The organism is Gammaproteobacteria bacterium (genome assembly GCA_019911805.1).
In the GTDB taxonomy this organism is placed as follows: Bacteria; Pseudomonadota; Gammaproteobacteria; order Thiohalobacterales; family Thiohalobacteraceae; genus JAHJQQ01.
Genome location: JAIOJV010000101.1, coordinates 1 through 23,481 on the forward strand (window position 1 = coordinate 1; position 23,481 = coordinate 23,481).

At 63.6% G+C, this 23,481-nt stretch carries 21 protein-coding genes; 7 read left to right on the plus strand and 14 right to left on the minus strand.

Annotation, left to right across the window (positions count from 1 at the left end):
• Positions 1-4 precede the first annotated feature (4 nt).
• Positions 5-1,351 (minus strand): acetyl-CoA carboxylase biotin carboxylase subunit, encoded by a 1,347-nt coding sequence (gene accC, locus K8I04_13085; protein MBZ0072644.1) that lies wholly within the window; start codon positions 1,349-1,351, stop codon positions 5-7.
• 326 nt (positions 1,352-1,677) lie between these two features.
• The gene (gene accB / locus K8I04_13090; GenBank protein ID MBZ0072645.1) at positions 1,678-2,121 is read right to left on the minus strand and encodes an acetyl-CoA carboxylase biotin carboxyl carrier protein; all 444 of its coding nucleotides are present in this window, start codon (positions 2,119-2,121) and stop codon (positions 1,678-1,680) included.
• 936 nt (positions 2,122-3,057) lie between these two features.
• Here accB and pilB point away from each other — a divergent pair.
• From pilB to yacG, 6 genes are all read left to right on the plus strand, one after another.
• On the plus strand, positions 3,058-4,779 hold the full coding sequence (gene pilB, locus K8I04_13095; GenBank protein ID MBZ0072646.1) for a type IV-A pilus assembly ATPase PilB: 1,722 nt from the start codon (positions 3,058-3,060) through the stop codon (positions 4,777-4,779).
• Between the two features lie 26 nt (positions 4,780-4,805).
• Complete coding sequence (locus K8I04_13100) at positions 4,806-6,026, plus strand: type II secretion system F family protein (GenBank protein MBZ0072647.1); 1,221 nt, start codon at positions 4,806-4,808, stop codon at positions 6,024-6,026.
• Positions 6,027-6,232: 206 nt separating this feature from the next.
• Positions 6,233-7,108: an A24 family peptidase gene (locus tag K8I04_13105; GenBank protein MBZ0072648.1), complete on the plus strand. Its 876-nt coding sequence runs from the start codon at positions 6,233-6,235 to the stop codon at positions 7,106-7,108.
• 53 nt (positions 7,109-7,161) lie between these two features.
• On the plus strand, positions 7,162-7,758 hold the full coding sequence (gene coaE, locus K8I04_13110; protein MBZ0072649.1) for a dephospho-CoA kinase: 597 nt from the start codon (positions 7,162-7,164) through the stop codon (positions 7,756-7,758).
• Between the two features lie 331 nt (positions 7,759-8,089).
• On the plus strand, positions 8,090-8,860 hold the full coding sequence (gene zapD / locus K8I04_13115) for a cell division protein ZapD (GenBank protein MBZ0072650.1): 771 nt from the start codon (positions 8,090-8,092) through the stop codon (positions 8,858-8,860).
• A gap of 37 nt (positions 8,861-8,897) precedes the next feature.
• On the plus strand, positions 8,898-9,101 hold the full coding sequence (gene yacG, locus K8I04_13120) for a DNA gyrase inhibitor YacG (protein ID MBZ0072651.1): 204 nt from the start codon (positions 8,898-8,900) through the stop codon (positions 9,099-9,101).
• 493 nt (positions 9,102-9,594) lie between these two features.
• On the opposite strand, the gene K8I04_13125 is transcribed toward yacG, so the two are convergent.
• The 5 genes from K8I04_13125 to K8I04_13145 all read right to left on the minus strand — a co-directional run bounded on the left by K8I04_13125 (position 9,595) and on the right by K8I04_13145 (position 16,141).
• Positions 9,595-10,062, minus strand: a complete 468-nt coding sequence (locus tag K8I04_13125; GenBank protein ID MBZ0072652.1) for a hypothetical protein — start codon at positions 10,060-10,062, stop codon at positions 9,595-9,597.
• Entirely contained in the window at positions 10,059-11,012 is a 954-nt protein-coding gene (locus tag K8I04_13130; protein ID MBZ0072653.1) for a Nudix family hydrolase, read from the minus strand. The genes K8I04_13125 and K8I04_13130 overlap by 4 nt, the downstream gene beginning before the upstream one ends.
• Positions 11,013-11,067: 55 nt before the next feature.
• Positions 11,068-12,282, minus strand: a complete 1,215-nt coding sequence (gene argJ / locus K8I04_13135) for a bifunctional glutamate N-acetyltransferase/amino-acid acetyltransferase ArgJ (GenBank protein ID MBZ0072654.1) — start codon at positions 12,280-12,282, stop codon at positions 11,068-11,070.
• Positions 12,283-12,380: 98 nt separating this feature from the next.
• Positions 12,381-15,083, minus strand: coding sequence for a preprotein translocase subunit SecA (gene secA, locus K8I04_13140; protein ID MBZ0072655.1), 2,703 nt, complete (start codon positions 15,081-15,083; stop codon positions 12,381-12,383).
• 128 nt (positions 15,084-15,211) lie between these two features.
• The gene (locus K8I04_13145) at positions 15,212-16,141 is read right to left on the minus strand and encodes a M23 family metallopeptidase (GenBank protein MBZ0072656.1); all 930 of its coding nucleotides are present in this window, start codon (positions 16,139-16,141) and stop codon (positions 15,212-15,214) included.
• A gap of 54 nt (positions 16,142-16,195) precedes the next feature.
• On the opposite strand from K8I04_13145, the gene K8I04_13150 reads away from it, so the two are divergent.
• Positions 16,196-16,660: a DUF721 domain-containing protein gene (locus K8I04_13150; protein ID MBZ0072657.1), complete on the plus strand. Its 465-nt coding sequence runs from the start codon at positions 16,196-16,198 to the stop codon at positions 16,658-16,660.
• Positions 16,661-16,703: 43 nt separating this feature from the next.
• Here the strand turns inward: K8I04_13150 and lpxC are convergent, their stop codons facing one another.
• From lpxC to murB, 7 genes are all read right to left on the minus strand, one after another.
• Positions 16,704-17,615, minus strand: a complete 912-nt coding sequence (lpxC, locus tag K8I04_13155) for a UDP-3-O-acyl-N-acetylglucosamine deacetylase (GenBank protein ID MBZ0072658.1) — start codon at positions 17,613-17,615, stop codon at positions 16,704-16,706.
• Between the two features lie 394 nt (positions 17,616-18,009).
• Complete coding sequence (ftsZ, locus tag K8I04_13160; protein ID MBZ0072659.1) at positions 18,010-19,173, minus strand: cell division protein FtsZ; 1,164 nt, start codon at positions 19,171-19,173, stop codon at positions 18,010-18,012.
• A 79-nt stretch (positions 19,174-19,252) separates the two neighbouring features.
• Positions 19,253-20,488: a cell division protein FtsA gene (ftsA, locus tag K8I04_13165; protein MBZ0072660.1), complete on the minus strand. Its 1,236-nt coding sequence runs from the start codon at positions 20,486-20,488 to the stop codon at positions 19,253-19,255.
• 6 nt (positions 20,489-20,494) lie between these two features.
• A complete protein-coding gene (locus K8I04_13170) occupies positions 20,495-21,286 on the minus strand; it encodes a cell division protein FtsQ/DivIB (protein MBZ0072661.1) in 792 nt (263 codons plus the stop codon).
• Entirely contained in the window at positions 21,276-22,232 is a 957-nt protein-coding gene (locus K8I04_13175; GenBank protein ID MBZ0072662.1) for a D-alanine--D-alanine ligase, read from the minus strand. Before K8I04_13175 ends, K8I04_13170 begins: the two co-directional genes overlap by 11 nt.
• A complete protein-coding gene (locus K8I04_13180; GenBank protein ID MBZ0072663.1) occupies positions 22,229-22,573 on the minus strand; it encodes a hypothetical protein in 345 nt (114 codons plus the stop codon). Before K8I04_13180 ends, K8I04_13175 begins: the two co-directional genes overlap by 4 nt.
• A 2-nt stretch (positions 22,574-22,575) precedes the next feature.
• Positions 22,576-23,475, minus strand: a complete 900-nt coding sequence (gene murB / locus K8I04_13185) for a UDP-N-acetylmuramate dehydrogenase (protein ID MBZ0072664.1) — start codon at positions 23,473-23,475, stop codon at positions 22,576-22,578.
• Positions 23,476-23,481: the final 6 nt, after the last annotated feature.

The window sequence follows — 23,481 nt, forward strand, 5'->3', positions numbered from 1 at the left end:
CCCCCTACTTCATCCCCAGCTTCTTCTCCAGGTAATGGATGTCCGTACCGCCCTGCAGGAAGGCGGTATCGGTGCAGATTTCCTGGTGCAGCGGGATGTTGGTCTTGATGCCGTCGACGACGATCTCGGCGAGCGCGCCGCGCATGCGGGCCAGCGCAGTGGCACGGTCGGAACCGTAGGCGATCAGCTTGCCGATCAATGAATCGTAGTTGGGCGGCACGCGGTAGCCGTTGTAGATGTGCGAGTCCCAACGGATGCCGGGACCGCCGGGGGCGTGGAACCGCGTAATCGTGCCCGGCGAGGGCGTGAAGTTGTGCGGATCTTCGGCGTTGATACGGCATTCGATGGCGTGGCCGGTGATCCCGATGTCACTCTGCCGGTACGACAGGCCAAGGCCGGCGGCGATACACAACTGCTCCTTGACGATGTCCACGCTGGTGATCATCTCCGTGACCGGGTGCTCGACCTGCACGCGGGTATTCATCTCGATGAAATAGAATTTGCCGTCCTGATACAGGAATTCGAAGGTACCAGCGCCGCGGTAGCCGATCTTGCGGCAGGCCTCGGCGCAGCGCTCGCCCATCTCGGCACGCAGTTCCGACGTGATGCCCGGTGCCGGCGCCTCCTCGACCACCTTTTGATGGCGACGCTGCATGGAGCAGTCGCGCTCACCCAGATGAATGGCGCTGCCCTCACCATCGGCCAGTACCTGAAACTCCACGTGGCGCGGGTGCTCCAGGAATTTCTCCATGTAAACCATGGCGTTACCAAATGCCGCCTGTGCCTCGGACTGAGTGAGCTGGATGGCGTTGAGCAGCGCATCCTCGGCGTGCACCACGCGCATGCCGCGTCCGCCACCGCCACCGGCGGCCTTGATGATGATCGGATAGCCGATCTGGCGGCCGAGTTCGAGATTACGCTCGGGGTCGTCATCGAGCGGCCCGTCGGAGCCTGGCACGCAGGGCACACCGGCCTCCTGCATGGCGCGGATGGCGGAGACCTTGTCGCCCATCAGGCGGATGGTGTCGGGTCGCGGTCCGATGAAGATGAAGCCGCTACGCTCGACCTGTTCGGCGAAGTCGGCGTTCTCCGCCAGGAAGCCGTACCCGGGGTGGATGGCGACCGCGTCGGTCACCTCCGCCGCGCTGATGATGGCGGGGATGTTCAGATAGCTCTGCGCCGACGGCGGCGGGCCGATGCACACCGACTCGTCGGCGAGTCGCACGTGCTTCAGATCGCGGTCGGCGCTGGAATGTACCGCCACGGTACGAATGCCGAGTTCACGGCAGGCACGCAGGATACGCAGGGCGATTTCACCCCGGTTGGCAATGACGATCTTGTCTAAATTCATCTTTTGATGGCCACGAGATACTTAATAAATGAGTAAAGGCCTAGCCATGGAAAGCACGGACAAACCCTTCTGTTGTGAAGCGTCTATTGAATGCGCCTGCGCGAGTGACGCACCGTGGCGCCCGGACTTGAAGACATCGGTCACGGCACCACACGGAAGATAGCGCGTGGCTGGTTTTTTGAATTCCGTGTCCTTCCGTGTGGTTCCGTGGCCAGAAACTCTTGGTGGGCTGGTCGGGGCCGGTGCGTCCGGCTGCGCCTCGATGCACCCTACTGGAGACCAAAACCCGCATTGAGTTTTCCGTATTTTCCGTGGCGAACGTTCCTTCATTCGATTACGAACAGCGGCTGGCCGAATTCCACCGGCTGGCCATTTTCCACCAGGATCGTGGTCACGACGCCGGCCTTGTCGGCCTCAATCTGGTTGAGCATCTTCATGGCCTCGATGATACACAGGGTGTCGCCGGCATTGACGCGCTGGCCGACCTCGACGAAGGCCTTGGCGCCCGGCGACGAGGCGCGATAGAAGGTGCCGACCATGGGCGAATCCACGGTGTGGCCAGCCGGCACGATCGGTGCCGCAGGGGCGGCCGGAGCGGCGGCGGGTGCCGTGGGGGCGGCGGCCACGGCGGGCGCCGGCATCACCATGGGTGGTGCGCTCTGACCGTACCGGCTGATACGGACAGACTCCTCGCCCTCCTGGATCTCGATCTCCGCAATCCCGGATTCTTCCAGTAATTCGATGAGCTTTTTGACTTTTCGGATGTCCATGGCAATCACTTTGTGGCGCAGAGATAGGGACGGACTTGAGCCGGTGCAGCACACCGGGCAGCCGGGCAATGGCGCACATTTTAGCGCAAGTTCGCAGCAAATCGAGGGGAAATTTTAGAAGATTGTCGATTCATCGCCATACTCCAGAATACCTTGAGGAACGGCCGCGGCCCGATCGACGAATGCCTGCGGCCTCCTGCGGCGATACCGCCTGAACGTGGGCAGTTGCCATACCACCCCTGGCTTGTGCCGACATACTCACCGCGGACGACCCCGGGTAGGATTGGTCGGGGAGAGATCATTGTGTCTCCATCGAGACCTTGCGTAAGCCATTTTTTACTACTGAATCCACAAAATGGCTCAGAAAACATCTGCTTCAGCGTCCGCACAGAAGGCCGTCATTCCAGGGTTTTCCCATAAAGCGGTTTCTGTGCCATTTTCTCGGTTCCATCGTGTATGGCAGTTACCTTAGGCCGCTGCCTTGGAAAATCAGCCACGGAATCCACGGAACAACACGAAAAATATTCTATATATAACCCCAGCCTTATCGCCCGCGGTTCAGTTTCCGGGCCTCATGCAACACCTTCTTTCCGTATCACTTTTCGGGATCCCGTGGCCAACGGTAGTGAGTTAAGCATCCACCCTGAGGTTTCATAGCTATTTCTTCTGAAAACACCTAGTTAGCTAAGTTCCACCTGGATCCGATCCGGTTGAGCCGCCCCCTGCCACAACGCCGCCACGGCTCACCTCCGCGACCTTCAGGTCTCCCCGCCCATGCCGATACCCCTTCCGTGCGCATAGCGCTTCCTGCGATCATGAGCATTTAAGCGAAATTATCTTTGTTTTTCAGGCGGCTATGATCCGACCGGGGTTGCCGAAACCGGGTCTTGACCGCTATGGTGTACGGCCCCAGATGATCAGGACAGGGATCTCCGCATGGCATTGACCAACCCCCGTATCCAACTGACCGGCCTGGGCCGCCGACTGGTCAACGATGACGTTCTTGATGAGGCCACCGCCTTGGGCGCTGTCGATGCCGCCCTGACGAAGCGCCAATCGCTGACCAGCTACCTGGTCGAAAACAAGCTGGTGGCCGGTAACGTCATCGCGAACGCCGCCTGCCAGGAGTTCGGCATCCCGGTGTTCGACCTGGCGGTCATGGACCTGGATGCGGCACCCATCAAGCTGGTCGATGAAAAGCTCATCCGCCTGCACCGCGCCCTGCCGCTGTTCAAACGCGGTAACCGGCTGTTTGTGGCGGTCTCCGACCCTACCAACCTCACCGCCCTGGACGAGATCAAGTTCCACACCGGCGTGGCCACCGAGGCCATCCTGGTGGAGGAGGAAAAGCTTAACCGGATGATCGACCAGGCCCTGGAACGGGCCGATGCGGGCATGGGCGCCCTGCTCGACGAGGACCTGGAGAATCTCGACATCGTCGCCGGCGGGGAGGACGAGGCCGAAGACAAGGACACCTCGGACATCGACGACACGCCGGTGGTGCGCTTCGTCAACAAGATCCTGCTGGACGCCATCAACAAGAGCGCGTCGGACATCCATGTCGAGCCCTACGAAAAGAGCTTCCGTGTGCGCTACCGCCAGGACGGCGTGCTGCACGAGGTGGCCGCGCCGCCGCTGGCGCTGGCGCCGCGCATCATCGCGCGCCTGAAGGTGATGAGTCGCATGGACATCGCCGAGCGTCGCGTGCCCCAGGACGGGCGCATCAAGATGCATCTGTCGAAGAGCCGCGCCATCGACTTTCGTGTGAACTCCTGCCCGACCCTGTTCGGCGAGAAGATCGTGCTGCGTATCCTCGACCCGAGCAGCGCCAAGCTGGGCATCGACGCCCTGGGTTACGAGGCAGACCAGAAGCAGACCTATCTGGACAATCTCAACAAGCCCTACGGCATGATCCTGGTCACCGGCCCGACCGGTTCCGGCAAGACCGTGTCGCTGTACACCGGCCTGAATATCCTGAATACGCCCGACCGCAATATCTCCACCTGCGAAGACCCGGTGGAAATCAACCTGGCGGGTATCAACCAGTGCAACATGAACCCCAAGGCGGGGCTGACCTTCGCCGAGGCCCTGCGCGCCTTCCTGCGCCAGGACCCGGACATCATCATGGTCGGTGAGATCCGCGACCTGGAGACCGCCGAGATCGCTATCAAGGCGGCCCAGACCGGTCATATGGTCATGTCGACCCTGCACACCAACGATGCGCCACAGACCCTGGCACGCCTGGCCAACATGGGCGTCCCGCCCTACAACATCGCCAGCGCCGTGAACCTCATCATCGCTCAACGCCTGGCGCGGCGGTTGTGCAACAACTGCAAAAAACCAGTCGACATCCCGGCCCACACCCTACTGGAGGAGGGCTTCGAGCAGGCGGACATCGACGCCGGGGTCAAGATCTATGCCCACAACCCCGACGGCTGTGACCAATGCACGGGCGGCTATAAGGGTCGGGTGGGAATATACCAAGTGATGCCGATCTCCGATGCAATGTCGCGCATCATTATGGAAGGCGGCAATGCCATCCAGCTCGCCGACCAGGCACGCCAGGACGGTGTGGACGACCTGCGTACCTCCGGCCTGAAAAAGGTCAGACAGGGCGTCACCAGCCTGGAAGAAGTCAACCGCGTCACCAAGGATTAAGAGCGTTCAGCTAAGGAAACGACACCATGGCGGAAAAAGCACTCAAACTGAATCTGTTTGCCTGGGAAGGCACCGACAAGCGCGGCAACCGCGTCAAGGGCGAGAGCCGCGGCACCAACCCGAACCTGATCAAGGCGGACCTGCGCCGCCAGGGTATCGTTCCGCTCAAGGTGAGGAAGAAATCGGCCCTGGCCAGCGCTGGTAAGGGCAAGGCCGTCCAAGCAAAGGACATCGCCATCTTCACCCGCCAATTGGCCACCATGCTGAACTCGGGCGTACCGCTGGTACAGGCCTTCGATATCATCGGCAAGGGGCATGAGAACCCCCGGATGCAGCAGCTGGTAATGGCCGTGAAGGGCGACGTCGAGGGCGGTAGCAACCTCGCCGATTCGTTACGCAAGCACCCGCTTCACTTCGACGACCTGGTGTGCAACCTGGTCGAGGCCGGTGAGGCCGCCGGTGTGCTGGATACCCTGCTGGATAAGATCGCCACCTACAAGGAAAAGACCGAGGCGCTCAAATCCAAGATCAAGAAGGCACTGTTCTATCCGACGGCAGTGATCGTGGTGGCCTTCATCGTCACCGCCATCCTGCTGATCTTCGTGGTACCTCAGTTCGAGAGCCTGTTCGAGAACTTCGGTGCCGACCTGCCGGCCTTCACCCAGATGGTCGTCAATATGTCGCGCTTCATGCAGGACTATTGGTACCTGGTGTTCGGCGGCATCGGTGGCATCGTCTACGGCCTGCTGCAGGCCAAGAAGCGCTCGCGCAAATTCAACCAGACGCTGGACCGGCTGGTGCTCAAGATGCCCATCGTGGGCGACATCCTGACCAAGGCCGCTATCGCCCGCTATGCACGCACCCTGTCGACCATGTTCGCCGCCGGTGTGCCACTGGTCGAGGCCCTGGAATCCGTCTCCGGCGCGACCGGCAACATCGTCTATGCCGACGCCGTGCTGCGCATGCGTGACCAGGTCGCCACCGGCCAGCAGCTGCAGCTGGCCATGACCCAGACCGGGCTGTTCCCCAACATGGTCGTACAGATGGTCGCCATCGGCGAGGAATCTGGCTCACTGGATTCGATGCTCAGCAAGGTCGCAGACTTCTACGAACGCGAGGTCGACGACGCCGTCGACGGCCTGAGCAGCCTGCTGGAACCGCTGATCATGGCGGTGCTGGGCGTGCTGGTCGGCGGCCTGGTGGTGGCCATGTATCTGCCGATCTTCAAGATGGGCGCGGCGATCTGAGCGCGTCATAGCGCGGGACGGGACCCAGAGGCAGCCACGGAAAACACGGACGAAAAGGCAGCACCATTCCCGCCATGAAACCCACTAAACCCACAAAATGGGATATATCCAAGAATCTTTCGTGGGTTTAGTGGGTTTCATGGCTATGATCAATGCCTTGTGTTTCATACTAGGCATGCACGCCCGGAAGGCGAAATAAGAAGACCATGGACCTGTTCGACTTTCTTGCCCAGCAGCCACCCCTCTTGATCGGTACCGTCTTTCTCCTCGGCCTGCTGATCGGCAGTTTCATCAACGTGGTTGCCTATCGGCTGCCGATAATGATGGAGCGCGACTGGCGCCGGCAGTGCCAGGAGTATCTGCATCCGGACGAACCCATGGCGGACGAGGCGCGCTTCGATCTGCTCGTGCCGCGTTCACGCTGCCCGGCCTGCAAACACCGGATCAAGGCATGGGAGAACATCCCGCTGCTGAGCTATGTGTTCCTGCGCGGCAAGTGCTCGGCCTGCGGCACGCGCATCTCCCTGCGCTATCCCGGTGTCGAGTTGGTCACCGCGCTGCTGTCGGCCGTGGTCGCCTGGCAGCTGGGCTGGGGATGGCCACTGGTGGCCGCGCTGATTTTCACCTGGGCACTGATCGCGCTGAGCCTGATCGATTTCGATCACAAGCTGCTGCCGGATTCCATCACCCTGCCACTGCTGTGGTTGGGCCTGCTGCTGGGCCTGGCAACGGTGTTCACCGACTCGCGTTCGAGCATCATCGGCGCAGCGGCCGGCTATCTGTCGCTGTGGTCGGTATATCAGCTGTTCCGCCTGGTCACCGGCAAGGAGGGCATGGGCTTCGGCGATTTCAAACTGCTCGCGGCCATCGGTGCCTGGCTGGGCTGGCAGGCGTTGCCGGTCACCATCCTGCTGTCCTCGCTGGTCGGCGCCGTCGTTGGCATCACCCTCATCCTGGCCCGCGGTCGCGATCGCAATATCCCCATCCCCTTCGGTCCGTATATCGCCGCCGCCGGTTGGCTGGCCCTGCTCTGGGGTGAGGACATCACCCAGGCCTACCTGCGCTTCGCTGGCCTGGCCTGAACCATCCAGCCCATCCGTGGCAGCATCCCCTGGTTCCGACTAAGCTATGCTCCATGTTGCGTATCGGTCTGACAGGCGGGATCGGCTCGGGAAAATCCACGGTGGCGGCGTTGTTCGCAGCGCGCGGCGTGCCGATCATCGACGCGGACGCCATCGCGCGAGAGCTGGTCGAACCGGGCCAGCCGGCACTGGCCGAGATCGTCGCCGGCTTCGACGCCGGGCTGCTTGACGCACAGGGCCGGCTCGATCGTGGGCGGTTGCGGGCGCGGGTATTCGGCGATGCGCGGCAGCGACTCCGCCTGGAGAACATCCTGCATCCACGCATTCACGACGCCATGGTCGCGCGCGCGGCGGCGACGCGTGCGCCCTATACCGTACTGGTGATCCCCTTGCTGTTCGAGGCCGCGCAGCGCGACCTGGTGGATCGCGTGCTGGTCGTGGATGCCCCCGTGGAACTGCAGCGCGAACGGGTACTGCTGCGCGATCGCCTGCCATCAGATCAGGTGGACGGTATCCTCGCCGCCCAGCTCGGCCGCGAACAGCGCCGCGCCGGCGCGGACGACATCATCGACAACAGCGGCGATGCAGCGGCGCTGGAGGCCCAGGTCGAGGCCCTTCACCACCGCTACCTCGCCCTTGCAGGCTCCTAGAAGAACCATCGCTGCTCACAGGCAGAATGGACAAAAACCGTCCCGCCACAAAACCCATGAAATTCACGCAGACGCAATAACCCCCAAAACCGCATTTGCCACGGAAACACACGGACGAGTGCATACGCTTCGCGCAACCGCCCTGGTCACCCGCCAGGCACTGGGCCGGGGCTTCACGACGCGGTTCCATTGCAATGCCTGTCGTAGGTTTCCGTGGCCACCCTCTCGCTTCGCGTACCGCCAAGCCCACAGCCGCACCGATTTGCCACTGTCGCCGGCCTCATGGAACAATAGGCGCCCGAATCCCGCGGACGTACCCGGCTGCCCCCACGTGTCTCATAAAATAATTTACGAACAACCACTTAACGAGCGTATCCGAGCTTTTCTACGGCTCGAATCCCTGTTCCAGCGGGTCCGTCATCATCTCGGCGGGGTCAGCCCCTGGGACAGCCGGGCGGCGCTCGACAGCCTGCTGGACATCATGCACATCTTCAGCCGCAGCGACCTCAAGACCGAGGTCATGAAGGAACTGGAGCGGCATACTGCGAACCTCGCGCGCCTGGAGCAGAACCCGGACGTGGATCGCGGGCAGCTCAGCGAGCTGCTGGACGAACTGGATCTGCTGATCGACCAACTGCATGCCTACAACGGGCCGGTGGGCGCGCACCTCAAGAACAATGAATTCCTGAGCGCCATCCAGCAGCGCAGCGCTATCCCGGGTGGCACCTGTGACTTCGACCTCCCCGCCTTCCATTTCTGGGTGGAGCGTCCCGCCGAGGAGCGTTTGCGCGATCTGGCCGCGTGGCTGGACAACTTCGACGCCATCGGGCGCGCCATCAAATTGATCCTGCGCCTGACTCGCGGCAGCAATCTGTTCCATCCACACACCGCAGAAACCGGCTTCTTCCAGCGTGCCCTCGACCCCAATGTACCCTGCCAGATGGTGCGCGTCGCCCTGCCCGCCGGTAGCCCGTACTACGCCGAGATCAGCGGTGGACGCCACCGTTTCAGCGTGCGCTTCATGGCCCAGCCGTCGCCCAACGAGCGCGCTATGCAGGCCGACGGCGACATTCGCTTCGAGCTGGCATGCTGCATCATCTGAACATGGTCGGTGCCGGCGAGTGGGTACGGGTGCTGGCGTGAGGCACACGACCCGGAAACCACTGTTGGTCGCGTGCCCCACCTGCGGCAAGCGGATCCCCTGGTCGCCGGACAACCCGTGGCGACCCTTCTGTTCCGAACGCTGCCGACTCATCGACCTCGGCGAATGGCTGGGTGAGGGCCGGCGCATCCCGGGCGAACCGGTGCCCGGTGACGAGGACGACACGAACGGCGACAGCTGAACCGCAGCGTCAAGGGCCAGCCCCGGAGGGAAACCACTCAGGTCAGACGCGAATAGCACTTACTTGAGGAAGCTGATTACTCAGGAGTCAGGATTTATCGCTACCATCGTGGGCTGTCATCCCCGCAAAAGCGGGATGGTGAGTTGCACAATAGGTAGCCAATAATACTGACCACTGGGTAAGACCTCGGGGTGGTACCGCCTTCGCAGGAGCGCCCCTCCTGGCGAGTGGTTTGGGCTGCCGCCCACCGTGATCGCGGCAGGAATGCCGCTCCTACAGGTGCCGAGCAGGTTTTCGTAGGAGCGCCATTCCTGGCGCGATGACTTGGGTCCGCCGTGCGGATGAATCACGGCAGAACTGCCGCTCCTGACAGGATGAGCGTCTGATCTGCCATAAGCATTTTTCCGTGTTGTTCCGTGTGCTTCCGTGGCCATTTCTTCAAGACATCGTCTAAAAGGATACGGTGGGTTTTCTGGCTGGCTTTTAACCTTCCCTAGTCGCTGGTGAACGGTAACGCCGCTGTCCACCGGTGCGGACCGTCGCGGATGTCCAGCGCCGCGATCCAGTCGACCCGGCTGGACGTGCACACGGGCAAGATGGCGCGGCCGCGCCACAGGCCATCGGCGACCTGCGCCAGACGATAGCGGTTGATGCCCATACCCATCCCCGGCATCACGAACTGCACCTCGACGACCGCCGACTCGCCGAGTACGCCGTCGACGCGGCGCAGCGCGATGTCGAAGGGTGTCAGAGAGACCACCGGTGGCCCGAGCCGCAGTTCGACCCCTAAGCCCTCGCCCTGTGCGATGCAGGCCGCACGCGCGCTGTCGCAGTCGGCGGCGACGGCGAGCACGATGGGCCGTACCGGGGGCGCCTCGAGGCCGCTGCGCTGCTGCCAGGCACTGAACGCCACCGCCACCAGCAGCAGGGCCGCGGCGACCATCCACAGGCGCAGCTTCATGCGTCCTCCTCCGCAAACCCTTCCCAGAATCCGCGGATTGCAGCGATACCCTGCGCGCCGGCCTCCCAGGCGCGTGCGCGGTCCTCTGCCTGCAGGCCGCCCAGGGCGAATACGGGCAGTGCCGTGGTCTCGGTCAGGGCGCGCAGCCTTTTCCAGCCGAGCGCCGCTGCGCCGGGGTGGCTGGCCGTGGCCTGTACCGGTCCGAGCACCACGAAGTCCACCCCGATACGTGCCGCCTGCGCCAGTTCAGCCGCATCGTGGCAGGATGCGGCCACCCAGAGTTCAGGTGACAGCGGCCGCGCGGACAACGCCCGCAGCCGCCGCGTGTTCAGATGCACGCCCTGTGCGCCGGCCGCCGTGACGAGGGCCGGGTCGGCGTTCAGTAGCACCTGCGCACCCCAGGGCCGGGCACGTCCGCAGACGGCACGTGCGAGTTCAAGATAGTCGGGCGCCGGCAACGACGTGGCCCGCAATTGCAGCAACCGCGCACCGCGTGCCAGCACGCGGTCGAGCCGCTCGAGAAAGTTCGCGTCCGGCGCGGGCGTGATGACATAGCGATCGGGTAGTCGCGCGGCCGTGATGATCGGCGCGTTGGCCGCCGGAAATGCGAGCTCACCCAGCCGCTCCGGTGCCATCCAGCGCAGGGCCTGACCTTCGCGCCCATGTGCCTCGCCGTGGAAGATCGTCACCCGCCATACGTCCAGCAGCACCCGTTGGTCGGGATATCGGTGAGGCACGCGGATCAGCGGCCGCGCCGCGACCACCTCCAGCCCGAGTTCCTCCAGGATCTCCCGCCGCAACGCCTGCCGTACATCCTCCCCCGGCTCGACCTTGCCACCGGGGAATTCCCACAGCCCGCCCTGATGGGCATGCACATGCCGACGACTGACGAGTATCTCACCCACAGCGTTGACCAATACCGCGGCGACGACATGAATCACAGTGGACATGGTAATCGTTCAGCGCTGCAGGGCAAGATCCGCCATTCCAGGAACGGCGGCCCGTTCAGGTACGGTATTCGGCGTTGATCTTGATGTAGTCGTAGGAAAAGTCCGTGGTCCAGACACGCTCGCAGGCCGCACCGCGGCCGAGCAGGACGCGTATCAGGATCTCATCGCGGGCCATCACCGCCTGGCCCGCGGCCTCGGTATAGTCCCGTGCGCGGCCACCGTCGCGGACGATGCAGACATCGCCGAGGAAGACCTGCACCGGCAAGATATCGAAGTGTTCCAGGCCGGCGCGGCCGACCGCGGCGAGAATGCGTCCCCAGTTCGGATCACTGGCGAACAGCGCCGTCTTGACCAGCGGCGAATGGGCGATGGTATAGGCGACCTGCAGGCACTCCTGGCTCGAGATACCCTCGGCGACCTCTACAGTCACGAACTTGGTCGCACCCTCGCCATCGCGCACGATCGCCTGGGCGAGCTCCTCACAGAGAGCGGAGAGCGCGGCCGTGAACGTCCGCAAGGCGGTATCGTCAGCGGCAAGGGTGACGCCCGACTGACCGGTGGCCACGACCACGCAGCTGTCGTTGGTCGAGGTGTCACCGTCGATGGTGATACGGTTGAAGGAGGCGTTCACCGCCTCGACGAGCGCGCGCTGCAGCAGAGGCCTGGCCACGGCGGCATCGGTCGCGACAAAGCACAGCATGGTCGCCATATCCGGCCGGATCATGCCGGCGCCCTTGGCGATGCCGGTCAGCATGACCTCGGCGCCGCCGATGTCGACGGTCCGCGATGCACCCTTCGGCAGCGTATCGGTGGTCATGATGCCGTGCGCCGCCTCGACCCAGCCATCGGCGCGCAACGTCGCCAGCGCCTCCGGCAGGCCCGCTTCGATCTTCTCGACCGGTAGCGCCTCACCGATCACGCCGGTCGAGAACGGCAGCACCTGCCGGGGCGGACAGCCGGCCAGTGTGGCCAGGCTGGTGCAGCAGCGCCGTGCAGCGTGCCGACCGCCCGCGCCGGTGCCGGCGTTGGCGTTGCCCGTATTGATCAGCAGATAACGTGGATCGCCGCTGCCCAAATGCTCGCGCGCAACCTCGACCGGTGCGGCACAAAAGGCGTTGCGGGTGAAGACTGCCGCCACGGTGCTGCCTGCGACGATCTCCATGACGACCAGATCGCGGCGCCCGGCCTTCTTGATGCCGGCGCGGGCAACACCCAGACGCACACCGGCAACCGGGGGCAGTTCAGTTGGAGCGGAGAGACCGACTGGCATGTTTTATGAGGTACAAGATGCAGGAGACAAGATACAAGAGACGCCAGGAACCACCCTTATGTGTTTGCCTCTTGTATCTTGACTCTTGTATCTCTCTTTCATTGCAGTTGCCCATGGCAGTGCTTGTACTTCTTGCCAGAGCCACACGGACACGGTTCATTGCGTCCGATCTTGCGGCCGCGCACCAGTGGCACCTGCTTGGCTTGTGTGGAGGCAGTTTCTTCGGCCTCCGCCACAGTGCTGGCCTGGGCATGCTGGAACTCCATCGGTGCGGTCTGACGGCGCTGCGCGTCCACTGCCTCGACGTCGGACTCGGTGCGCACCTGCACCTTGGCAATGATGCTGACCACGTCGTGCTTGATGCGCTCGAGCATGGTGGAGAACATCTCGAAGGCCTCGCGCTTGTACTCCTGCTTGGGATTCTTCTGCGCATAGCCACGCAGATGAATACCCTGGCGGAGATAATCCATGGCGGCGAGGTGCTCTTTCCAGGCCTGATCCAGCACCTGCAGCATGATGGATTTCTCGAAATGCCGCAGTACCGAGGCGCCGACCAGCTGTTCCTTGGCTGCGTAAGCCTCTCCGATCTCCTGCTGAATACGTGCACGCAGGCTGTCCTCGTGCAGGCTCGGATCCGCCTCCAGCCACTCGCGGATCGCCATGCGCTGCCCGAACTCGCGCTCGATCGCACTCTCCAAGCCGGCGACATCCCACTGTTCGTCGAGGCTGCCAGGCGGAATGTGAGTCGAGATCACTGCATCGACCACATCGTGGCGGATGCCGGCGATCATGTCGGAGATATCGTCCTCGACCATCAGCTCGTTACGCTGCTGATACACGACCTTGCGCTGATCGTTGGCGACATCGTCGAACTCCAGCAGCTGCTTGCGGATATCGAAGTTGTGCGCCTCGACCTTGCGCTGGGCATTCTCGATCGCCTTGGTCACCCAGGGGTGCTCGATGGCCTCGCCTTCCTTCATACCGAGCTTCTGCATCAGTGCAGATACACGCTCGGATGCGAAGATGCGCATCAGGTTGTCTTCGAGCGACAGGTAGAAACGGGACGAACCGCGGTCGCCCTGGCGGCCGGCACGGCCGCGCAGCTGGTTATCGACACGCCGCGACTCGTGCCGTTCGGTACCGATGATGTGCAGCCCGCCCGCCTCCAGCACCGCATCGTGACGCTGCTGCCAGGTCGCGCGCACCTTGGCCTGCTCGGCCTCGCTGGCATCCTCGCCGAGCGCCCGCAGCTCCGCCTCCAGACTGCCGCCGAGGACGATGTCGGTGCCGCGACCCGCCATGTTGGTGGCGATGGTCACCGCCCCGGGGCGACCGGCCTGCTCGACGATGTGTGCCTCGCGCTCGTGCTGCTTGGCGTTCAGCACCTCGTGCCTGATGCCGGCCTTTCTCAGCGCCTCCGACAGCATCTCGGAGGTCTCGACCGAGGTCGTGCCCACCAGCACCGGCTGACCACGCTGCTGGCAGTCACGGATGCCCTCGGCGATGGCATCGAACTTTTCGCGGCGGGTGAGAAACACCAGATCACCGTGGTCCTCGCGGGCCAACGGCCGATGTGTCGGGATGACAGTGACTTCCAGACCGTAGATCTGCTGGAACTCGTAGGCCTCGGTATCGGCCGTGCCGGTCATACCCGACAATTTTTCGTAGAGGCGGAAATAATTCTGAAAGGTGATGGAGGCGAGTGTCTGGTTTTCGCTCTGGATCGGCACACCTTCCTTGGCCTCGATGGCCTGGTGCAGACCCTCCGACCAGCGGCGGCCGGGCATGGTACGGCCGGTAAACTCGTCGACAATGACGATCTCGCCGTCTTTGACGATGTAGTCGACATCGTGGTGAAACAGCGCGTGGGCGCGTAGCGCTGCATTCACATGATGCATGAGGGTCAGGTTGGCCGCGTCATAGAGGCTCTCGCCCTCACCCAGCAGATCGGCGCCGGTCAGCAGCCCTTCGACATGCGCATGACCTTCCTCGGTGAACTGTACCTGCTTGTTCTTCTCGTCGATCGAATAGTCGCCCGGCCCGTCCTCCTGTTCCTGGCGGGAGAGTTCGGGGATGAGCTGATTGATGCGTGTATAGAGTTCGCTGTTATCGCCGCTCGGGCCGGAGATGATCAACGGCGTGCGGGCCTCGTCGATGAGGATGGAATCGACCTCGTCGACCACGGCGTAATACAGCTCCCGCTGCACCTTGTCCTCGATGCGGAACGCCATGTTGTCGCGCAGGTAGTCGAAGCCGTATTCGTTGTTGGTACCGTAGGTGATGTCACAGGCGTAGGCGGCGCGCTTCTCCTCCGGTGACATGCCAGGCACGACCACGCCGGTACTCATGCCGAGAAAATCGTACAGTTGCCCCATCCAGGCCGCGTCGCGCCGTGCGAGATAGTCGTTGACCGTCACCACGTGCACGCCCTTGCCGGGCAGTGCATTGAGATACACTGCGAGTGTGGCGACCAGGGTCTTGCCCTCGCCGGTGCGCATCTCGGCGATGCGGCCCTGATGCAGCACCAGGCCGCCGATCAGCTGAACATCGAAGTGGCGCATGCCCAGCACGCGCTTGCCGGCTTCGCGCACCACGGCAAAGGCCTCGGGCAACAGGTCGTCCAGCGGTGTACCGCCGGCGAGGCGCTGCCGGAACTGTTCGGTGCAGCGGCGCAGTTCGTCATCGGTGAGCTTGGCGATGTCCGGTTCCAGCGCATTGACCTGCGCGACGGACTTGAACATGCGTTTGACTTGGCGTTCGTTGCGGCTGCCAAAGAGCTTACGGGCTAGATTTCCAAACATGGAGATGAGGTCGCTATCTGCTGGTGTGGTGGCGCGCGGAGGCCAGCATGATACCGCAATCGGGGCCAATGTAGCAGCGGCGACAGGGGGATACAGGCTGCCTTCCGGCGGGGCCGGGGACGGCGGCGTCAGCGTGCCGCGGTCAGATAGCGCGCCGGATCGATCCGGCGACCATCGCGCAGCACCTCGTAGTGCACATGCGGGCCGGTGGAGCGGCCGCTGGAGCCCATCAGGGCGATCTTCTGGCCCTGTTTGACGGTCTCACCGGCCTTGACCAGGTTCTTCTGATTATGACCGTAGCGGGTCACGTAGCCGTTGCCGTGGTTGATTTCGATCAGCTCTCCATAGCCGCTGCGTTTGCCGGACCAGGTGACGACGCCGGCTGCCACGGCCAGGATATCCGAACCCAGTTTGCCGGCAAAATCGACACCGGCGTGCATGGCCGGGCGGCCGGTGAACGGGTCGGTCCGCTTACCGAAATAGGACGACAGCCAGCCGCTGGCGACCGGTCGCCCCGCGGGATAGCCCTGCTCGTTCAACGCGCGGCCGAGCAGCACGTCCTCGAGGATGACCAGTTGCTGCTCGCGGTCATCCAACTGCGCTGACAGGGCATCCAGCTCGCGCATGAAATCCGGCGGTTCATAGGCAGCTGCCACGCCGGCCTCGACGGGGCCGCCCTGTGCCGGCGGCTGGTCGAAGTTAAACTCACCCTTGTCCAGCTTGGCGGTCTCCACCAGCCGCTGACCAATGCCGTCCAGGCGCATCACCTGGGCCTGCATCTGCGCCAACCGCAGCGTCAGGACATCCAGATGCGCCTGACTGCTGCGGCGCGCCTGCTCGACCGCCCGGCGCTGCGCATCCATGTCCGCCCGCCAGTCGTGCAGGGGGACTGTCGGTGCCGGTTGCCCGCTGCCGGCCATCCCGACGCGATACCCCGTATAGGCCACCAGCGCACAGACCAGTGCCACCATGGCCAGCATGGGCAGGTAGAACCGGGGGCGGCTGAGATTGAGGCTGCCGGGCCGGCCGTGTACAGTGGTGAACAGAATGATATTCATATGTCTGGGGGCGAAAAGCTGACGGACCCAAGATCCTATGCAAGGGTTAGGCCGATGAACCGCAGTCCGATCCGCAAGCCGATGGCCATAGGCCGATTCCTTGAACGGTTTGCCACGTCCGAACATGCCGATATCCCCCACAAGGTCCGCGCGCTGGCCATCCTGGAAAACCAGATCCTGTCGCTGCTACCCCCCGAATTCGCCACCCACTGCCGTGTCGCAGGGGTGCGCGGGGACCGACTGCTGCTGGTGGCGGACACACCGGCCTGGGCAGCGCGGCTGCGCTTCCAGAGTACGCAACTCGTTAGGCATCTAGTTGAACATCCGGAGCGCGCCGGGATCGTGACGGTGCGCACAGTCCAGGTCCGGATCATCCCACCCGTCAACGAGGTGAAACCAACTCCGCGCCGCACCCGGCTGTCGGCGGAGAACGCTCAACTGCTGGAACAGACCGCCCGGGGCATCCAGGACCCACGGCTGGCACAGGCCCTGACCCGACTGGCACGGCGGTCTCGCTGAACGGGGGGCAGTGCTACGGCCCCCTCGATCGGGGCCGTACTGCTCAGGAGGCCGGGACCGGCTGCAGGAAGGAGATCGGTGCGGCGGCCGCGTCCTCGAAGGTGACCTCTTCCCAGGCCGTGGCGTCCGCCAGCAGCGCGCGGAGCAGGCGGTTGTTGATCGCGTGGCCGGATTTGTGCCCGTGGAAAGCGCCGATCAGGCTGTGTCCCAACAGATACAGATCACCGATGGCATCCAGAATCTTGTGCTTGACGAACTCGTCTTCGTAGCGAAGGCCGTCCTCGTTCAACACCCGGTAGTCGTCGACCACCACTGCGTTATCCAGACTGCCGCCCAGGGCCAGCCTGGCCTCGCGCAGACGCTCGATATCGCGCATAAAACCGAAGGTGCGTGCCCGGCTGACCTCGCGCACGAACGAGGTGGTGGAGAAATCCACCTCGGCGCACTGCGCATGGCCCTTGAACGCCGGATGGTCGAATTCGATGGTGAAGCCGACCTTGAAGCCGTCGAAGGGATCGAAGCGTGCCCACTTGTCACCGTCTTCCACCTTGATGCTGCGTTTGATGCGGATGAAACGCTTGGCGGCATTCTGCTCCTCGATGCCTGCGGATTGCACCAGGAAAACGAAGGGGCCGGCGCTACCATCCATGATGGGTACTTCCGGTGCGCTCAGGTCGACATAGGCATTATCGATGCCCAGGCCCGCCAGGGCGGACAGGAGATGCTCCACCGTCGAGATGCGCACGTCTCCCTTGATCAGCGTGGTAGACAACTGGGTGTCGCCGACATTCTCGGGACTGGCCTTGATCTCGACCGGTTCCGGCAGGTCCACACGCCGGAAAACGATGCCCGTGTCGACCGCGGCCGGCCGCAACGTGAGATAGACCTTCTCACCCGTGTGCAACCCAACCCCGGTGGCCCGGATGACATTCTTAAGCGTGCGCTGACGGATCATTATCTATTTGATTCCTCGAGAATCTTTTATGCTGTCGGGACTGGCTGACGAGCGAATCCGGGGATATTATCACAGCCGCCCCCGGGCGGAAAAGCCGAATGAAACACATTTCTTCAATAACTGCTTGAGTGGCAAGTGCAAAACCACGCCGGATCTCAACGGCCACCCGCGGACAAACTGAACCCTTGGCCGAATCCGCCTGAAAACCCGATGCAGCCGCAAAACCCACGAAACCAAAAATCCGCCACAGAAACACACGAAGGGACGCGGAATGGAAAACCCTACCGCACCCCTCCTTCCGTGTATTTCCGTGTGGTTCCGTGGCCAATACAGTTGTTGCAAGCAAAGACCGCAACCGATCGGCCGCAGCGATCACACCCTAGCGCGGCCCCCATCAGTCCGCCTGGCGCCGCAGGAAAGCGGGGATATCCAGATACTCCAGATCGGAATCGTAATTGGGCGGCGTCGAGAAATCTCCGCCGACGGCCCGCTGCCCGCTGCGGATGACGGTCGGGCGATCCAGCTTGCGGTAGTCGGGTTCACCGTCGGTCTTTCTCTCCACCAGTTTCACCTGCGGCTCCTCCGGCAGCTGCGCCTTCTGCTGCGAACCCAACCCGGTGGCGACCACGGTCACCCGCAGCTCGTCGGTCATGTCCGGGTCGATCACCGTGCCGACCACCACCGTCGCATTCTCGGAGGCGAACTCCTTGATCACGTTGCCAACCTCTTCGAACTCACCGATCGACATGTTCATACCGGCGGTGACGTTGACCAGGATTCCGGCGGCCCCCATGAGATTGACGTCCTCCAGCAGCGGACTGGCGATGGCCGCCTCGGCCGCCTCGCGGGCGCGGTCCTCGCCGCTGGCACGACCGGAACCCATCATGGCCATGCCCATCTCGGACATGACCGTGCGGACATCGGCGAAGTCGACGTTGATCAGCCCGGGGCGGGTGATCAGTTCGGCAATGCCCTGCACGGCGCCCAACAGCACGTCATTGGCCGACTTGAAGGCCTCCAGCAGGCTCACGCTCTTGCCCAGCACCGCCAGCAGCTTCTCGTTGGGGATGGTGATCAGCGAGTCGACGTACTGACCCAGCTCCTTGATACCTTTCTCCGCCACCGCCATGCGCTTGCGGCCTTCGAACGGGAACGGCTTGGTCACCACCGCGACGGTGAGGATACCCAACTCCTTCGCCACCTGTGCGACGATCGGCGCCGCACCCGTGCCGGTGCCGCCACCCATGCCGGCGGTGATGAACAACATATCCGCACCCTCGATCACCTCCATGATGCGCTCCCGATCGTCCAGCGCCGCCTGGCGGCCGACCTCCGGATTGGCGCCCGCACCCAGGCCTTTGGTCATGCCCGATCCGAGCTGCAGTGCCACCCGGGCATGGGTGTTCTGCAGCGCCTGGGCATCGGTGTTGGCACAGATGAAGTCCACACCCTCGATGTTGGCCGCGACCATGTGCTGCACGGCGTTGCCGCCACCACCACCGACGCCCATCACCTTGATCACCGCATTCTGACTGTAAGCATCCATTAATTCGAACATCGTCTCGTCTCCTCTGACTTGAATTCGGGTGCTAGGTCCTAGGTCCTAGCACCTCGTCCCTAGCACCTCGTCCCTGGTATTAGAAATTCCCTTGAAACCAACTTCGCATGCGTGTCCATACACCCGACATGCTGCGACCGAACTGCGCCTCCAGGTTGCGCTGTGCACGATTCTGGCTGCCGAACAGCAGCAGGCCGACGCCGGTGGCATAGATCGGATTGCGTACCACGTCGACCAGGCCGGCGATGTACTGGGGCGTACCCAGACGCACCGGCATGTGAAACACCTCTTCCGCCAGATCGATCAGGCCTTCCATCTTGGCGCTGCCACCGGTGAGCACGATGCCCGCGGCGACCAGGTCCTCGAATCCACTGCGGCGCAGCTCCGCCTGCACCAGCGTCAGCAGTTCCTCGTAACGCGGCTCGACCACCTCCGCGAGGGTATGCCGCGCCAGCCGGCGCGCACCGCGGTCACCGACGCCGGGCACCTCGATGGTCTCGTCGGAACTGGCGAGCTGCGCCAGTGCGCAGGCATAGCGGATCTTGATCTCCTCCGCATGCTGGGTCGGCGTCCGCAGTGCCACGGCAATATCATTGGTCACCTGATCACCGGCGATGGGGATCACCGACGTATGACGGATGGAGCCCTCGGTGAACACCGCGATGTCGGTCGTGCCGCCGCCGATGTCGACCAGACACACGCCCAGATCCTTTTCGTCATCGGTCAGCACCGAATAGCTGGAGGCAAGCTGTTCCAGAATGATGTCGTCGACCTCCAGACCACAGCGACGCACGCACTTGATGATGTTCTGTGCCGCGCTGACGGCCCCGGTCACCAGATGCACCTTGGCCTCCAGGCGTACGCCGGACATGCCGGCCGGCTCGCGGATACCTTCCTGCTTGTCGATGATGAATTCCTGGGGAAGGATGTGCAGGATCTTCTGGTCGGCCGGGATTGCCACCGCACGTGCCGCATCGATCACCCGTTCCACATCGCTGGGCGTGACCTCCTTGTCGCGGATGGCGACGATGCCGTGCGAGTTCAGGCTGCGGATATGACTGCCGGCGATACCCGTGTAGACGGAGTGGATCTGGCAGCCAGCCATCAACTCCGCCTCTTCGATCGCGCGCTGAATGGAATGAACGGTGGATTCGATGTTGATCACCACGCCCTTCTTCATGCCCCGTGAAGGGTGCGAACCGATGCCGATGATCTCGATGCCGCCCTCCGGCGTGACCTCGCCGACGATGGCCACCACCTTGGATGTACCGATATCCAGGCCGACGATCATGTTCTTTTCGGATTTCTTCGCCATCTGTTCTCAACCCTCTTTCTGTTCGCCAGCCGTCTGCTGCGGCTGGTCCCAGCGCACTGCAAATCCATTGCTGTAGCGCATGTCGACAGTCTTGAGCTCCGTTTCGCGCACTGCGAACAGCTGTGGATAGACCCGTACGAAGCGCTGCACACGCACCAGGGTGTCATCCCTGCCGAGTTGCAACTCGATGCCGTCATCCAAAGTCAGCTGCCAGGCTCGGCGATCATCGATATGCAGCAGCGCCACGCGGCGCCCAATCGGCACCAGGGCACCCGTGATCGCGATGTACTGCTCCATCACCCGGCGCCGTAGCGCGTCGGGGCCGTCAAGCCGCGGCAGATGTCCTGGCAGGGTCTCCGCCGCCGGCTCGAACAGCTGGCCATGCGTGTTGAGCAGGCCCGTCTCGCCCCAGCGCGCCACCGCGCGCTGCTCCACCACATGCAGTCGCAGTCCGTCCGGCCAGATACGGCGTACCGAGGCCGACGCCACCCAGGGCAGCGCCTCCGCGGCGCGCCGCACCGCTTCCACGTCGACGGTGAAAAACCCACCTTGTGTACTTGCCGCGATCGCCGCCTGCAGCTGCTCGCTGCTCAATTTGCGAAATTCACCTTCGATCCGGACCGAGCGCAGCGGCAGCGTGTGCGGGTCGCGCAGCCAGGTCACACCCCACGTGAGCGCCGCTGCGAACAACGCGAGCGACGTCACCCGGGCGACAGGCCGCAGCAGTGGCTGCATGCGCCGATACAACGGCAGCGGCGGCTGCTTCAGGCGTGCCTGTGAAACTCTTCTACGCGCCATGCCGCACCTTCATCGTGGCGTTGGCCGCCACCAACGTGGTTTCCAGAATACGCAGTACCAGCGCATCCAGATCGATACCGGCCGCCTGCGCCGCCATCGGCACCAGACTGTGGTCGGTCATGCCGGGTACGGTGTTCAACTCGATCAGATGGGGCTGGCCGGCAGCATCACACATGAAATCGACGCGTCCCCAACCACTGGCCGCGACGGCCCCGAAGGCACGCAGCGCCAGCTCCTGATAGGCCGCCTCCACATCCGCGGCCAGACCACAGGGGCAGTGGTAGCGCGTGTCGTCCGAGCAGTATTTCGCCTCGTAGTCATAGAACGCACGCGGCGTCTCCAGGCGGATGAGTGGCAGCACCCGCCCACCCAGGATCGAGGCCGTATATTCGGGGCCGGAGATCCAGGCCTCGGCGAGTACCGCCCGATCGAACTGTGCCGCGAGCCGCCACGCCGCCTCCAGATCCGCGTACCGCTCCACCTTACTCATGCCGATACTGGACCCCTCGTGCGCCGGCTTGATCATCAGCGGGAAACCGATCTCCGCTGCGGTGGCCTCGAGGTCGCTCGACCCTGTCAGCACCCGGAAGGCGGGCGTCGGCAGGCCGCAGGCCTGCCAGATCTGTTTGGTACGGACCTTGTCCATGCTCAGCGCGGAACCCAGGACCCCGCTGCCGGTGTACGGCAGGCCCAGCGTCTCCAGGGCGCCCTGAATCACGCCATCCTCACCCCCGCGGCCGTGCAGGACGATGAACACACGTGCAAAGCCACCACCCTTCAGTGTCGTGAGGACCGTGTCATCCACCACATCGACAGCGTGCGCATCCACGCCCTGGCGCAGCAGCGCCTCCAGCACGGCGCGGCCGGACAGGAGCGATACCTCGCGCTCGGCCGAGACTCCGCCGAACAACACCGCCACCTTGCCAAAGCGCGCCGCGCCGCTCATGTCGAAACACCAAAGGCCGTCGAAAACCGCCAAGACGCCAAGATTTTATGAACCGCCAAGGCGCCGAGGACGCCAAGAACAGCTTGTTTGAACCGCCAAGACGCCAAGAACGCCAAGAGCAGCGCATATGAACCGCCAAGACGCCAAGGGCGCCAAGAACAGCCTGTTTGAACCGCCAAGACGCCAAGAACGCCAAGAGCATTTAATGAAAAACCAGTTTTGCTTTTAATTTCCCTATTCTTGGTGTCCTTGGCGTCTTGGCGGTTCAAAAACTCTTGGCGTCCTTGGCGTCTTGGCGGTTCAAAAAAGGTTGGTACGCGTGGCGTCTTGGCGGTTCCCATGTTCATATCGCCACCCCCACGATGCGCACTTCGGGGATCAGCCGGACACCCTGTTCGCGTTCCACGGTGTCGCGCACTGATTCGATCAGTGCCTCGATGTCGGCGGCGCGGGCCCCGCCGGTGTTGACGATGAAGTTGGCGTGCTTCTCGGACACACAGGCCTGGCCGATGCAGCGGCCCTTCAGGCCGCAGGCCTCGATGAGTCGTGCGGCGTGGTCACCAGGCGGGTTGCGAAACACCGATCCGCAGCTCGGCTGCTGGGTCGGCTGGGTCGCGCCACGGCGCTCCAGCAGTTGCCGGATGCGTGCCTGCGCGACCGCGCTGTCACCGGGTTCGAAGCGCAGGTGTGCGGCAACAAACCATTCGTCGGCCGGCCCGCGCACATGCCGGTAGCCGATCTCGTACTCCTCGGGGCCACGCACCCGTCGCTCGCCGTGGCGGTCGATGGTCTCGATGGCAGTTACGTACTGCCAGGTCTCGCCGCCGAAGGCCCCGGCGTTCATCGCCAGCGCGCCACCCATACTGCCGGGGATACCGGCCAGGAACTCACCACCGGTCAGACCGTGTCGTGCCATGCCGCGCGCGACCTTGGCGCAGGCCACACCCGCCTCGGCGCGCAGTGTGCGTGCATCGAGTGGGTGCAGCGCACCCAGGCCGCTGAAGGTCGAGATGACCGTGCCGGGAAAGCCACCGTCGCGGACCAGCAGGTTGCTGCCCAGGCCGATCCACAGCAACGGCTCGTCGTCGGGCAGGCCGGCGAGAAAGCCCGCCAGATCGTCGCCATCGGCCGGCGTGTAGAAGCGCCGCGCCGGACCGCCCGCGCGCCAGCTGGTGTGGCGGGCAAGCGGTTCGCCATACCGCAATTCGCCGCGCTGCCGTGGACTGTTCATGGCCGCCATCATCCCCGC

Coding starts and splice junctions, on each gene's coding strand:
- accC (MBZ0072644.1), bottom strand. CDS start 1,351: ATGAATTTAGACAAGATCGTCATTGCCAACCGGGGTGAAATCGCCCTG.
- accB (MBZ0072645.1), bottom strand. CDS start 2,121: ATGGACATCCGAAAAGTCAAAAAGCTCATCGAATTACTGGAAGAATCC.
- pilB (MBZ0072646.1), top strand. CDS start 3,058: ATGGCATTGACCAACCCCCGTATCCAACTGACCGGCCTGGGCCGCCGA.
- K8I04_13100 (MBZ0072647.1), top strand. CDS start 4,806: ATGGCGGAAAAAGCACTCAAACTGAATCTGTTTGCCTGGGAAGGCACC.
- K8I04_13105 (MBZ0072648.1), top strand. CDS start 6,233: ATGGACCTGTTCGACTTTCTTGCCCAGCAGCCACCCCTCTTGATCGGT.
- coaE (MBZ0072649.1), top strand. CDS start 7,162: ATGTTGCGTATCGGTCTGACAGGCGGGATCGGCTCGGGAAAATCCACG.
- K8I04_13125 (MBZ0072652.1), bottom strand. CDS start 10,062: ATGAAGCTGCGCCTGTGGATGGTCGCCGCGGCCCTGCTGCTGGTGGCG.
- K8I04_13130 (MBZ0072653.1), bottom strand. CDS start 11,012: ATGTCCACTGTGATTCATGTCGTCGCCGCGGTATTGGTCAACGCTGTG.
- argJ (MBZ0072654.1), bottom strand. CDS start 12,282: ATGCCAGTCGGTCTCTCCGCTCCAACTGAACTGCCCCCGGTTGCCGGT.
- secA (MBZ0072655.1), bottom strand. CDS start 15,083: ATGTTTGGAAATCTAGCCCGTAAGCTCTTTGGCAGCCGCAACGAACGC.
- K8I04_13145 (MBZ0072656.1), bottom strand. CDS start 16,141: ATGAATATCATTCTGTTCACCACTGTACACGGCCGGCCCGGCAGCCTC.
- K8I04_13150 (MBZ0072657.1), top strand. CDS start 16,196: ATGAACCGCAGTCCGATCCGCAAGCCGATGGCCATAGGCCGATTCCTT.
- lpxC (MBZ0072658.1), bottom strand. CDS start 17,615: ATGATCCGTCAGCGCACGCTTAAGAATGTCATCCGGGCCACCGGGGTT.
- ftsZ (MBZ0072659.1), bottom strand. CDS start 19,173: ATGTTCGAATTAATGGATGCTTACAGTCAGAATGCGGTGATCAAGGTG.
- ftsA (MBZ0072660.1), bottom strand. CDS start 20,488: ATGGCGAAGAAATCCGAAAAGAACATGATCGTCGGCCTGGATATCGGT.
- K8I04_13170 (MBZ0072661.1), bottom strand. CDS start 21,286: ATGGCGCGTAGAAGAGTTTCACAGGCACGCCTGAAGCAGCCGCCGCTG.
- K8I04_13175 (MBZ0072662.1), bottom strand. CDS start 22,232: ATGAGCGGCGCGGCGCGCTTTGGCAAGGTGGCGGTGTTGTTCGGCGGA.
- K8I04_13180 (MBZ0072663.1), bottom strand. CDS start 22,573: ATGGGAACCGCCAAGACGCCACGCGTACCAACCTTTTTTGAACCGCCA.
- murB (MBZ0072664.1), bottom strand. CDS start 23,475: ATGATGGCGGCCATGAACAGTCCACGGCAGCGCGGCGAATTGCGGTAT.